Raw genomic sequence first — 12,029 nt, forward strand, 5'->3', positions numbered from 1 at the left:
CTCCAGTGCGCTGAACGTGCCGTTCGCTCAGAGGCGGGCGGCCGAACCCCCGGCAACGACGTCGAGAAAGTGGGGTGCTCGCCAACCCCGCGCCGCAAAGTCGCGGCTCACCGACGCGATGACCTCCGCATGACTTCCTTCCGGAACCAATGCGATGGCCGAACCTCCGAATCCGCCGCCGGTCATCCGCGCACCGATCGCGCCGCCGCGTCGTGCTGCGGCAACGGCGACGTCGAGTTCTTCACACGAGACCTCGAAGTCGTCGCGCAACGACGCGTGGGAGTTGTCGAACAGCTCGCCGACGTCGCTGAATCTGTTGCTGCGCAGAAGTTCTGCGGTCTTCCGTGTCCGTTCGATCTCGGTCACGACGTGCCGTGCCCGCGCCCGGAGGATCGGGTCTCGCACTGTCTCGGCTTGGTCTGCAGAAGCCTCTCGCAAGCTGCCGACGCCGATAGCTGCTGCTGCATCGACGCATTGAGAGCGTCGCAACCCGTACTGTCCGTCTGCGAGCGAGTGTTTGACCCGAGTGTCGATGACGATCAGTTCGTACCCCGCACCGTGGAGTTCGAAAGGGATGGGTTCGGTGGATCCGTCCAGGCAGTCCAACAGGAGCGCAGTCGAGGGTCGGGCAAAGAGGGCAATGGATTGATCCATCCCACCGGTCGGTGCGCCGACGCCGTCGTTCTCCGCCTGGATGCACACCTGTACCAGTTCTTCGCGGGTGAATGGTGAATCGTGAAGTTCATTGACGGCCAACGCAACCGAACAGGTGAGGGCAGCGGAACTCGACAGCCCGGCCCCGACCGGTACCGACGAGTCGACTGCCAGATCGATTCCTCCGAGCGGGAGGCCTCGGCGCGCAAGAGACCACAGAACGGCTGTGGGGTAGGCGGCCCATCCTGCTGCGATGTCGCCGAGGCGCCCGGTGTATGTCTCGTCGGACTGCCGGCTGTGCACGCGGACGACCCCGTCGCTGCGCAGTGCGGCCGCAACCAGCGTTCGCTGCTCGAGAGCGACCGGTAGGCACAATCCACCGTTGTAGTCCGTGTGTTCACCGATCAGGTTGACTCGACCGGGTGCCGCCCAGGCTCCGGTTGCCGGATAGTCATAGGCGTCATGAAACTGTTGGAGCACAAATGGTTTCGAGACGGTATCCACTATTTCAACTCCCGTAGGCGGGCCGCGACTGCCTCAGGAATGGTGTCGTTCACCCAGGCGCCCATGGCGGACTCGGACCCGGCGAGGTATTTGAGCTTGCCTGGTGCGCGCAAGATCGAGAACAGCTGAAGATGCAGTCGACCCAGAGGTCGGTCGATGCGGACGGGAGCTTGGTGCCAGGCCGCGATGTACGGTACCCGATCGACGCCCGGATAGAAGCGATCGATACGGCGCAGGAGATCTTGGTAAACGACCGCAAGCTCTTCGCGCTCTTGGTCGTTCAACGAGGGAAGGTCCGGGACGTCTCGGTGCGGTGCCAGGTGAATCTCGATGGGCCATCGTGCGGCGGTCGGGACGTAGGCGCTCCAGTGATCGCCGTCGTAGATCAACCGGGTCCCGTCCTCGCGCTCGAACGCCAGAACATCGGCGAGCAGTGAGCGACCGGTGCGCTCGAAGTGTTTGTCCGCCTGCGTCAACATCGATCGGGTGCGTGACGTGACATACGGGTATGCGTAGATCTGTCCGTGTGGATGGGTGAGTGTCACCCCGATTTCTTCGCCGCGGTTCTCGAAGCAGAACACCTGTTCCACAACCGGATCCGCCGACAACTCTTCGGTCCGAGAAATCCATGCACCCACAATCGTACGCATGCGTTCGAGTGGAAGCTCGCCGACGGACGCCGTGTGATCGCTCGAGAAACACATCACTTCGCAGTGGCCGACAGCTGGGCGATCACCCACACCGTCTCCGGGACCGTCAATGGCTTCCTCGGGTGCCGCGGCAAAGCTCGGAAACCGATTCTCGAACACCGCGACGTCGTAGTCTCCGTCGGGTATCTCTGTGGGCGTGCGTGTTTCGTTGGTCGGGCACAACGGGCATTCGGCGGCGGAGGGGAGATGTGTCCGTGTCATGCGATGCGATGCCATGGTGATCCACTCCCCGGTGAGAACGTCGAACCTCATCCGAGACGAGTGGTCGAGAGCCGGCAATTCGCGGGAATCTCGCGCAGAGTGGGCGCGGGTACGGCCGGCATCGTCGAAGTAGAAGATCTGACGCCCGTCGGCGAGGGTACGACGGGTCGGATCCGGCTTGGGTGTCATGCGTCGACTTCCCATTCCAGAACACCCTTGCTGACAACGGGTTTCCACACTCCGATCGTGGATCCTGTTTCCAACGCTGCGGCATGGGCGCCCAACATGACCGAGATGGACGCCCAGATCGGACCGCCGTTGTCAGTGGCGTCCGACGCATACTCGGTCACACAATGATGGAGTGCGCCGTTTCGTGTGTCCACGAAGTAGTGGTACTCGTCCAGTCCGGCAAAGGGAAGGAACGAGGGGATGAACATGGTTGCGGCAGTGCCTGCGTCGCGTTGATCGTGTCGATCCATCTCGTCCTCCGCGTAGAGGTCCGGATTCTCGTAGATCGTCTCGTCCCACGTTTCGAGCAGAGTGAGTCGAACTTCGGTTGCGACGTCGATGGGGTAGAAGAACTTGTCGGGAAGCACGCTGCCGAGAAAGAGCCCGGTCCGGTCGTCGTGGGTCAGGCTGCCGTTGTGCACCCGATACAGCTCGCGAAGTTCCTGGGGCCACGTGACGCCGGTCGACGCTTCGAATTCCTCGATAACGGCGTCACCGAGCCCTGGCTGAAACGCTGCAGCCGTCACCGGTGCGTGTGTACGGCACCACGCTTCGATTCGGCTCCATTCGTTTGCAACGCTCATGGGCTTTACGATACGTCCGAGTCAGGACCCGTGAATCAGGTACTGCAGTGTGTCCACGAGCTTTCGGTCCGAAGCCTTGGACTTTCGGCCGGTGATTCCCGATCGGAGAATTGCGGAACCCTCGAGCAGGCTCACGATGGTCTGCGCTGCCGCGCCCAGGTCCGCCGCATCCAGATCCGGTTGCGCACACGCAACAGCGCGCTCTACGTGTGCGATGCACTGCGCGTAGAAGTCTCGAACCACGACCGCCACTTCTTGGTCCGCCGCCGCAATGGCCCATACTTCGACGTACAGACGCACCGTGGCCTGGTCGTCCTGTTCTCCGAGCAGGACTCCGATGAAGTGTTCGGATTCCTCACGGGAAAGACTCTGATCCGTATCCGTGACGACGGCAAGGCGATCCAGTGAGCGGGTCAATGCCCGTGACATGACTGCGCGGATGAGATCTGCACGGGTGGGGTAGTAGTGCTGCAGGTGCCCCACCCGCACTCCGGCTGCGGCTGCGAAATCGCGCATCGCCGAGTTGGCATTGCCCTGCGTGGCGAGGACCTGTTCTGCTGCGTCGAGAAGTGCTTCCGCGCGGGCGGCGCCCTTGGAGGGGGTCATGCCCGCAATACTGCCACCCCGAAGCTCTCCAACTCGGAGACGGTGCGGCGCGGGTTCGGAAGCGACTCGGGGAAAGTGACTCCAGGCTGGGCATCGTCCGCCAAGGCTTGTCTGACGGCAAGCGCGCCGCCCACCGCGGTGAGGTGAGCTTGGCCCTGCGGGTCGACGATTGTTGCGCTTGTCGTGCCGCTCGGGCCGGTGACGTCGATGCGTACTTGCGCGCTCCCGCCCTTGCCAGGCGAGTACAGGAGTCCGCGTCGTAGCGGTGTGAAGCGGTCGCCGCGACCCCAACGGAACAGACCCACCTTCTTGGCGGCGAGCAGCGCAGTTGTGGATGCATGCGAACTGAAACCTATTCGAGTGCTGGCAGTTTCGGCGCCCAGGGTCATGGGGAACGTGAATTGTTCCGGAGTGTCGATTCTTCCGACCTTGGTGCGCGATCCGGGGAAGTCGACCCAGCGTGTATCCGTCAACGGGCTGACGGTGATCGGGTTTCCTTGCTGCATCACCTCGAAATCCTGGCCGAGACGATCAATGAAGTCGACGGAGTCGAGCCCGGCAATGTCGTTGACGTCGTAGCGAATCGAGACGTCGATCGTGCTCGCGCCACCCAGTTCCTCGGCCAGCGCTGCGGCGACGACATTGGTGACTCCGCCCATCCATCCAGACGACAGGTACACCGGTGCGCTCGGCGACTTCTGACCCGCCAGAGTGGCGGCGCGAGCGACGCGGGTTGTCCAGCGGGTGATGTCCACGTAGGGAATTCCGGCCTCGACGGCGGCGGACAGGACACGATCGTGGGGATCGTTGACCGTCGACACGACCGCGCGTACGGACGCGTCGAAGGGCGTCGGGTCGAGGAGGTCCCAGCGGCGAACGGAAGCGCCGTGACGGCTGGCCAGTTCGTTGCCGCGCTCGGGGGTGCGTCCGGTGAGGAGTAGTGGGAAGTCGGGGGCGAGCAAGGCGGTCAGGGCGCTGCCCACGGTTCCGTATCCGCCTGCTACGAGGATCGGGCCGTCGGCTGAATACTGCAATGAATCGGTCATGCACTCAACTCTAGGTCAAATGACCTAAAACGTCGAATGGGGTCTTTCCAGTGCTCAGTCCCGGTGTCGCACGATGTTGACGATGTTGCCGTCGGGCGCCCGGACGAGGAATCGGCGAACACCCCACTCTTCGGTCGTAATGGGGTGCACGATTTCGTAGCCGCGCCTTCGGGCCTCTTCGTAGGCGCCGTCGACGTCGTCCGTGTGGACGGAGATGACCGAGTCCTCGGCTGCAGTGGCGTCGTGCGTGACGAGTTGTACGTTCGCGCCGGTGTCGGGAGAGGTGTAGCGAGCGACCCACCCCATGTTGAACTCTTCGGTGCTCAGGCCGAGATAGTCGGAGTAGAAATTCTTGGCGGCTCCGACATCGGCGACTTTGAGATTGGCGGTGATCCGTCGTGCACGCATGTGGTTCTCCTACCCTCGGCAACAGATGTGCTCGATGATCGTCCGAAAGCGGAGTCATGTCGACTATGCCGTCCGAAGATGCGGGCTAACTGGCTGATTCGATCTGTCACTGCGGATCGAACGAGCCCACGGTGCCCCACCGGGAGAAGGGAAGGACGATCAATTGAACCTTGCCGATGACATTGTCGATCGGCACCGTTCCGCTGCGTTCGTCATCGAGATGGAAACGTGAATCCTTCGAATGGGCGCGGTTGTCGCCCATCACCCACAGGTTCCCGTCGGGAACCGTGACCGGCCCGAAATACCTTCCTTGACAAGAGGTACCGTTGCCCGGAATGCGATTGTCGATGTACGGCTCGGTCAGCGGCTTGTCGTTCACTCGAAGCCCCTCTTCCTCGGACAGGCACTGCACGGTTTGCCCACCGACCGCGATTACCCGCTTCACGAGATCGTTCTCGTCCGGCGGGACCAAACCGACGATGGATCCGAGACCTTGAAGTGCCCGGACCACCGAGTTGTCCGATCGAATGGATTGATACTCGTCGTTCCAGGATTCGGGTCCCTTGAACACGACCACATCCCCAGGCTGTGGATCCCCGAATCTATAGCTGATCCGGTCGACGAAAATCTTGTCTCCGGTGCAGCCAGTGCATCCGTGAAGTGTCGGTTCCATGGACTCCGACGGGATCAGAAATATACGTCCGACGAAGTTCTGAATGACAACACTCAGAACGAGTGCGACCACAACGAGGATCAGAATCTCACGCCACAGTGGACGTTTTCTCGGGTGATCAGGCGTCGTCGATTCAGTCGAGTCTTCGTGGGCATCGGATTCCGTCACATTCCCGACAATAGATGGCGCAACCAGTCGGCGGTCCGATACCGACGTTCTCGATTCGAGGGTCTACTTTGTCGGCCGATTTGCTTCAGAATCGGATCACATCACCCACACGGATCTGGTCGGGATCGGCAATCCACGCATTCATGAACCAAACATCCTGCCAACGAATACCTTTCGCAGCAGCAAGGTTGAACAACGTATCGCCCTCGGAGACTGTCACCGTGTTGCCCGCTGTGCCAGGCTCGGCCGCGGCCGACGCTACCGTCGAGGGAGTCGGGGAGGTCGAATCAGGGGTGGTGCCGCCCCAACCTAGGTAAGCACCGCATACCGGCCACGCGCCGATGCCTTGAGCTGAGAGGGTTGCTTCCGCGGCCGCGACTTGATCGGCTGTCGACGCCAAGTCGGCGCGAGCCGGTGCACCTGCCGGTTTGTATGCATCCCACGTCGACTGCGTGAATTGAAGTCCGCCGTAGAAGCCGTTGCCGGTGTTGATGTTCCAGTCGCCGGAACTCTCGCACATGGCCACCTGCGACCAGTCGTGCGCACTGGCTACGCCGGTGTTGACGATTGCGCCGCCAATTGTCAGAACGCCTGCTCCTGCGGCTATCGTGACGAATCGTTTGGTGTGAGAACGTTTGTTTTTCCGGTGGTTTCCCATGATATTTTCCTTGATCGGTCTGACGGGACAGCGATCTCGGCTCGGCGTGCGGCTCGAGTGTTCTGCTGCATATCGCGGTAGACGAAATCGTCAGTGCTGAAATGTGATTGAGGTGGACAGACTGTGAAGGTCTCGTCTCCAGATTGCAGTTCGGAGGCGTGACTAGATTCGCGGTCTCACACGCTTGCCGACAACGGCTCAATTACCCGGTTACATACCTGTTTTGTGGACCGACACAAAACGTCGGCGTACTCGGTGCTGAGCGGAAACAGGTAGTTGAACAGGCCATTCGACCCATGTGCAGACGAGCACCGATTGGCATGCTGAAACAACACCGAAACAGGATCTCTTCGAGATTCAAGCTTGCGGCACGCCGGCGCCTCCTGTTGATCGATTGGCGCACCCTTATGAGGGAGATGTGTCGCGACCCGGGCCGCTGTCTGCGCCCCGGGATGAGCCCTCCTGCGGAATCCAGAGAATCGGATACCGCAGGAGGGCATTCTCTCGACCTTCGATTGACCGCACGAAAACCGGACGTTTGGGGGACAATGATCTGGGGCGATCACCTGGGGCGAGAAGTCGAGGAGATGTACATGTCCGAGGCCAAATCCGAAAGCACCGAGTCTCTCGCTGGAACGACACCGCCGGCAAGAACACCGCCGGCCAACACACCGCCGACGGAGCCGTCGAAACAATCGGTGCTCAGGCGGTACTACCCGGCTGCGGTGCCCGTCATCCTCGGCTTGATCATCTATTTCATGCCGGTTCCGGACGGTGTGGACCCCAAGGGCATGCACATGCTCGGAATCTTCGTCGGCACCATCGTGGCGTTGATTTTGCAACCACTGCCGACGGGTTCGGTGGCGCTGGTGGGCCTGTCGATCGCCATGATCACCCAGACGGAGACGCCGACAGAAGCGTTGTCCGGCTTCAGTAACACCACGATCTGGCTGATCGTCGCGTCGTTCTTCATCGCCGAGGGCTTTCTGGTCACTGGGCTCGGCAAACGGGTTGCACTCATGTTCGTGACCAAACTCGGCAAGTCGAGCCTCGGATTGTCGTACGGAATGGCGTTGACGGACTTGATACTTGCTCCGGCGACACCGTCGAACACGGCCCGCGCCGGTGGCGTCGTCTATCCGATCATCGTCTCACTGAGCAAGTTGGAGGACTCCAATCCCGAGCCCGAGGACTCTCGCAAGAAGCTCGGAGCATATCTGCTGCTCACGTCGCTGCAAGTCAACGTCGTGACCTCCGCGATGTTCATTACCGCCATGGCGGGTAACCCCGTCGCCGTCGATGCGGCGGCCAAGATCGGCATCGACATCTCGTGGGGCAAATGGGCGCTGGCAGCATCGGTTCCGGGAATTGCGAGTCTCATCGCGATTCCGTGGGTGATGTCGAAGATCTTCCCGCCCACGATGTTGAAGACTCCGAAAGCACCCGAGCAAGCCAGGGAGGAACTGCGCAAGGCAGGTCCGATCAGCCGCAACGAGAAGATCATGGCCGCCACCTTCGTTCTGCTGTTGGTGCTCTGGTGCCTGGGCTCGCAGCTCAACGTCAATGCCACTACAACAGCATTTGTCGGAATCGGCATCCTGTTGGTGACCAAGGTGCTGACGTGGAACAACCTGGTGCACGACACCGGGGCTTGGCAGACGCTCGTGTTCTTTGCCGTTCTGGTCGGTATGGCAAGCCATCTCGAAGAACTCGGCGTGATCTCGTGGATCGGAACCCAGGTCTCCTCGAGCGTCGACGGTTTGCCGTGGATCTGGGCTTTTGCGATCCTGACCTTGGTGTACTTCTACGCGCACTATCTGTTTGCGTCGAACACCGCGCAGATCGTCGCGATGTACGCGGTGTTTCTCGGCGCGGCGGTGGCAACCGGTGCACCGCCGCTGTTCTCAGCCCTGGTATTCGGCTTCATCGGCAGCCTGTTCGGCGGTATCTCGCACTACGCGTCCGGTCCGGCCGGAGTGATTTACGGTTCCGGATACATCAAGACCTCGGAATGGTTCCGAATCGGTTTCGTGATGAGCGTCGTGATCATCCTGATCTGGACGATCATCGGCGGCGCGTGGATGAAGCTGATCGGCGCCTGGTGAGGCTCAGTTGTCCTTGCGCCGCAATCCGAATCGCATCGATTCCTTGTTGACAGCGGCAATCGCGGTCAGCGGTATCTCCGCGGGACACACCTCCGCGCATTCACCGTAGGTCGAGCACGGCCCGAAATCGGCCTCCATCTGGTGCGACATCGCTCGGGCCCGCTTGCCACGTTCGTTGCGTCCCTGCGTGACGAGGGACAGGTGGGTCAGTTTGGAACCGGTGAAGAGGTGCGCGGCACCGTTGGGGCAGGCTGCTACGCAAGCGCCGCAGCCGATGCACGCGGCGAAGTCCAGTGCAGCTTCGGCACTTTGATGCGAGAGCGGCTGGCTGTCTGCGTCCGGTGCAGTTCCCGCATTGACCGATACATAGCCACCGGCTTCGAGGACCCGGTCGAGAGCCGAACGATCGACCACGAGGTCGCGGACCACTGGAAAAGCGGCGGAGCGGAACGGTTCCAGTTTGATTCGGTCACCGTCGGAGAAGCTGCGCAGGTGCTGACGGCACGTGGGAGTGTTCGCAACCGGCCCATGGGGAACGTCGTCGACCGTGATGCCGCAGGACCCACAGATCCCTTCTCGGCAGTCGGAATCGAAGGCGATGGGTTCGTTGCCGCTCTCCACGAGTTGGTCGTTGAGTCGGTCGAGAAGTTCCAGCAGTGACATCTCCACTGTCGCGTCGTTTACTTGGTAGGTGTCGAATGCACCGGACGACTCCGGTCCGGATTGGCGCCACACGTCCACGGTGATTTTCATACGTAGTTCCTCGTCTGCAGTGGAACAGCGGTGAAGGACAACGGCTCGTCGTGTCGAATGTGGCTGCCGTCCTTGGCGGTTTCCCACGCGGAGACGAAGCACCAGTCTTGATCGTTTCGCTGTGCTTCGCCGTCGGGAGTTTGATGTTCGGCCCGAAAGTGCGCTCCACAGGACTCGTCACGATCGAGAGCATCGACGCACATCAGTTCGGCGAGTTCGAGGAAATCGGCTACCCTGCCGGCCCTTTCCAGCTCCTGGTTGAACTGGTTTCCGCTGCCGGCGACTCGTAGGTTCGACCAGAAATCGCCTCGTAATGCTCGGATTTCGGAGATGGCCTTGGTCAAGCCTTCGGCCGTTCGGGTGACACCGCAACCCGCATAGAGGATCTCGCCCAGTTGTCGATGAAACCTGTCGGGGCCGTGTGTTCCGCCGACCGAGAGCAGCAGGTCCACCCGACCGCTCACGTCACTGAGCGTCGACGTCACGGCGGGATCGGAAAGTTCGAGAGGTGCTGATCCGAGTAGCGGCGCAAGATAATTCGGAATCGCGTACGGGAGGGTGAACCAGCCGTCGACGCATGCCGAGAGCAACGAATTGGCGCCGAGGCGGTTGGCCCCGTGGTATCCCCACCCTGCCTCGCCACCGACGAACAAGCCGGGGATGGAGGTCATCTGGTCGTAGTCGTTCCACAGTCCTCCCATGGTGAAGTGGGCTCCGGGGGCGATGCGCATCGGCACCGTATAGGGGTCTTCGCTGGTGGCGTCGCGATACATCGAGAACAGATTTCCGTATCCATCCTCGATGGTCTTGCGGCCGAGCCGTGCCAATGCGTCGCGGAAATCCAGGTACACACTGTTTTTCAGAGGGCCGACGCCGTGACCGGAGTCGATTTGCTCGCGGGCGGCCCGTGAAGAGACGTCGCGGGGAGAGAGGTTCCCGAACGCCGGATATTTGCGCTCGAGGTAGTAGTCGCGCTCATTTTCGGGAATGTCGCCGGGTTCGCGATCGTCTCCGGGCTTGGCCGGTACCCAGATCCGGCCGTCGTTGCGTAGTGATTCGCTCATCAGAATGGTTTTCGACTGCCACTCGGAGTTGACGGGAAGTGCCGTCGGATGGAATTGGATGAACGAGGGTGAGGCAATCAGCGCGCCGCGTCGGTGCGCTCGCCATGCGGCGGTGGCGTTGGAGTTCTTCGCAAGTGTGGACTTGTGGAACACGGTGCCGTACCCACCGGAGGCCAGTACGACGGCATGGCCTGTGGTGGCGCCGATCTCACCGGTCACGAGATCGCGTGTGACTATCCCTTGTGCTCGGCCGTCCGAAACGATGAGATCGAGCATCTCGGTTCGGGTGTGGAGGTTGACCGTTCCGGCTGCGATCTGACGTTGCAGTGCCTGCGACGACGCTATCTGCAACTGCTGGCCTGTCTGCCCGCGCGTGTAGTACGTGCGCGACACCTGTACGCCGCCGAAGGATCGGGTAGCGAGAGTGCCGCCGTACTCACGGGCGAACGGTGCTCCGATGGCATTCATGTGATCGATGACGCGTACGGATTCCTCTGCGAGTCGGAAGCAGTCGGCCTCGCGGCCGCGGAAATCGCCGCCCTTGACGGTGTCCTTCACGAAGCGGGCGAGACTGTCGTTGTCCACCTTTCGGGCACGAGCGGCGTTGATGCCGCCCTGCGCGGCGACGCTGTGTGCACGGCGCGGTGCATCGTGGAAGGTGAAGGATTCGACGTGGTAGCCCAGTTCACCAAGTGAGGCGGCGCAGGCCGCGCCGGCGAGTCCGGTACCGACGACGATGACCGTGAACTTGCGCCGGTTGAGCGGGCTGACGAGCTTGTAGTCGAGTTTGCGAGTGGGCCAGGCTGTCTCCGGATCGCCGGCTGGGACCTTACCGTCCACCGGCGTCCCGATGCTGCGCAGATCGTCGAGTTCGAAGCTGTTCACTTATGACGCTCCTGTCTTCGAGATGACGCCGGTCATCACCGCGATGGGGATCGACATGTTTCCGACCATCACGACGAGCGCAAAGATTCCGGAGAGTGCAACGGCAATCTGGCGCAGCCGTTGGCCGGTCACGCCGAGATCGTTGACCGCACTCCAGAGTCCGTGCGCGAGATGCATTGCCAGCAGAGCCATCGCGACGATGTAGAACGACGCCACCAGTGGACGCTCGAAGCTGGCGATCAGGTTGTCGTATGCGTAACTCTGCGTGCGCGTGGCCGCTTCGTACTCGGTGCTGCCGATGGGGCGGGTTCCGGTGGTGAGGTCGAGTATGTGGAAGATGACGAACAGCAGCAGCACTGCTCCGGTGACGGGCATTGTGCGCGCGGTAAAGGACTTGATTCCCAAGCTTTTACGTCGAAACTTCCCTCGAGCTCGGCGGCCACGGACGGTGAGCAACCAGGCGCACCAGACGTGTGCGACCAATGACGCGAGCAGGACGATGCGAAGAATCCACAGAAGTCCCTCGTATGGCAGGAAGGGTTCGAACACTGTGCGTAGCCAGTGTGCGTAGTCGTCGAAGTGATCGGCCCCGGTGTAGACCTTCAGGTTTCCGATCATGTGGACGAGCACGAAAGCGGCGAAGATCAGTCCCGTCACGGCCATCAGAATTTTGCACGTGATATTGGACGGCCGCGGTCGAGCGCGAGGTGAATCGCCGGTAGCTCGCGATACACGGGTCGGAGCACTCACAGACAAACCTCCCACGCCAGACTTGCCGGACA

Annotated in this window: 12 protein-coding genes; 1 reads left to right on the forward strand and 11 read right to left on the reverse strand. The window is 61.5% G+C overall.

What is annotated here, in order from left to right:
* Positions 1 to 27 precede the first annotated feature (27 nt).
* The 8 genes from galK to QMA15_RS17255 all read right to left on the reverse strand — a co-directional run bounded on the left by galK (position 28) and on the right by QMA15_RS17255 (position 6,440).
* Positions 28 to 1,158: a galactokinase gene (gene galK, locus QMA15_RS17220; RefSeq protein WP_279163464.1), complete on the reverse strand. Its 1,131-nt coding sequence runs from the start codon at positions 1,156 to 1,158 to the stop codon at positions 28 to 30.
* Positions 1,158 to 2,258 (reverse strand): galactose-1-phosphate uridylyltransferase, encoded by a 1,101-nt coding sequence (galT, locus tag QMA15_RS17225; protein WP_172932700.1) that lies wholly within the window; start codon positions 2,256 to 2,258, stop codon positions 1,158 to 1,160. The genes galK and galT overlap by 1 nt, the downstream gene beginning before the upstream one ends.
* Complete coding sequence (locus QMA15_RS17230) at positions 2,255 to 2,881, reverse strand: SMI1/KNR4 family protein (protein ID WP_042953173.1); 627 nt, start codon at positions 2,879 to 2,881, stop codon at positions 2,255 to 2,257. The genes galT and QMA15_RS17230 overlap by 4 nt, the downstream gene beginning before the upstream one ends.
* Before the next feature lie 21 nt (positions 2,882 to 2,902).
* Positions 2,903 to 3,487 (reverse strand): TetR/AcrR family transcriptional regulator, encoded by a 585-nt coding sequence (locus QMA15_RS17235; protein WP_290285538.1) that lies wholly within the window; start codon positions 3,485 to 3,487, stop codon positions 2,903 to 2,905.
* The gene (locus QMA15_RS17240) at positions 3,484 to 4,533 is read right to left on the reverse strand and encodes a saccharopine dehydrogenase (RefSeq protein WP_021345842.1); all 1,050 of its coding nucleotides are present in this window, start codon (positions 4,531 to 4,533) and stop codon (positions 3,484 to 3,486) included. Before QMA15_RS17240 ends, QMA15_RS17235 begins: the two co-directional genes overlap by 4 nt.
* Before the next feature lie 54 nt (positions 4,534 to 4,587).
* Positions 4,588 to 4,941, reverse strand: a complete 354-nt coding sequence (locus QMA15_RS17245) for a glyoxalase superfamily protein (RefSeq protein WP_290285539.1) — start codon at positions 4,939 to 4,941, stop codon at positions 4,588 to 4,590.
* A gap of 106 nt (positions 4,942 to 5,047) precedes the next feature.
* A complete protein-coding gene (gene lepB, locus QMA15_RS17250; RefSeq protein WP_279163465.1) occupies positions 5,048 to 5,782 on the reverse strand; it encodes a signal peptidase I in 735 nt (244 codons plus the stop codon).
* Positions 5,783 to 5,867: 85 nt separating this feature from the next.
* Positions 5,868 to 6,440, reverse strand: coding sequence for a transglycosylase family protein (locus tag QMA15_RS17255; RefSeq protein WP_279163466.1), 573 nt, complete (start codon positions 6,438 to 6,440; stop codon positions 5,868 to 5,870).
* A gap of 593 nt (positions 6,441 to 7,033) precedes the next feature.
* Here QMA15_RS17255 and QMA15_RS17260 point away from each other — a divergent pair.
* Positions 7,034 to 8,545, forward strand: coding sequence for an anion permease (locus QMA15_RS17260; protein WP_279163467.1), 1,512 nt, complete (start codon positions 7,034 to 7,036; stop codon positions 8,543 to 8,545).
* 3 nt (positions 8,546 to 8,548) lie between these two features.
* Here QMA15_RS17260 and QMA15_RS17265 read toward each other — a convergent pair whose 3' ends face one another.
* The 3 genes from QMA15_RS17265 to QMA15_RS17275 are packed head-to-tail and all read right to left on the reverse strand — an operon-like array spanning position 8,549 to position 11,997.
* Positions 8,549 to 9,298: a succinate dehydrogenase/fumarate reductase iron-sulfur subunit gene (locus tag QMA15_RS17265; RefSeq protein WP_047888993.1), complete on the reverse strand. Its 750-nt coding sequence runs from the start codon at positions 9,296 to 9,298 to the stop codon at positions 8,549 to 8,551.
* Complete coding sequence (locus QMA15_RS17270; RefSeq protein ID WP_290285540.1) at positions 9,295 to 11,247, reverse strand: fumarate reductase/succinate dehydrogenase flavoprotein subunit; 1,953 nt, start codon at positions 11,245 to 11,247, stop codon at positions 9,295 to 9,297. The genes QMA15_RS17265 and QMA15_RS17270 overlap by 4 nt, the downstream gene beginning before the upstream one ends.
* Positions 11,248 to 11,997 carry a succinate dehydrogenase cytochrome b subunit gene (locus QMA15_RS17275; protein ID WP_084325459.1) on the reverse strand — a complete coding sequence of 250 codons (750 nt, stop codon included), beginning with the start codon at positions 11,995 to 11,997 and terminating at the stop codon, positions 11,248 to 11,250.
* Positions 11,998 to 12,029: the final 32 nt, after the last annotated feature.

Source organism: Rhodococcus sp. APC 3903 (assembly GCF_030407755.1).
Lineage (GTDB): Bacteria > Actinomycetota > Actinomycetes > Mycobacteriales > Mycobacteriaceae > Rhodococcus_F > Rhodococcus_F erythropolis.

Bases quoted from the DNA above. Each gene is read 5' to 3' on its own strand.
- QMA15_RS17265 (WP_047888993.1), bottom strand. From the start codon at position 9,298: ATGAAAATCACCGTGGACGTGTGGCGCCAATCCGGACCGGAGTCGTCC.
- galT (WP_172932700.1), bottom strand. From the start codon at position 2,258: ATGACACCCAAGCCGGATCCGACCCGTCGTACCCTCGCCGACGGGCGT.
- QMA15_RS17245 (WP_290285539.1), bottom strand. From the start codon at position 4,941: ATGCGTGCACGACGGATCACCGCCAATCTCAAAGTCGCCGATGTCGGA.
- QMA15_RS17230 (WP_042953173.1), bottom strand. From the start codon at position 2,881: ATGAGCGTTGCAAACGAATGGAGCCGAATCGAAGCGTGGTGCCGTACA.
- QMA15_RS17240 (WP_021345842.1), bottom strand. From the start codon at position 4,533: ATGACCGATTCATTGCAGTATTCAGCCGACGGCCCGATCCTCGTAGCA.
- QMA15_RS17235 (WP_290285538.1), bottom strand. From the start codon at position 3,487: ATGACCCCCTCCAAGGGCGCCGCCCGCGCGGAAGCACTTCTCGACGCA.
- QMA15_RS17255 (WP_279163466.1), bottom strand. From the start codon at position 6,440: ATGGGAAACCACCGGAAAAACAAACGTTCTCACACCAAACGATTCGTC.
- QMA15_RS17260 (WP_279163467.1), top strand. From the start codon at position 7,034: ATGTCCGAGGCCAAATCCGAAAGCACCGAGTCTCTCGCTGGAACGACA.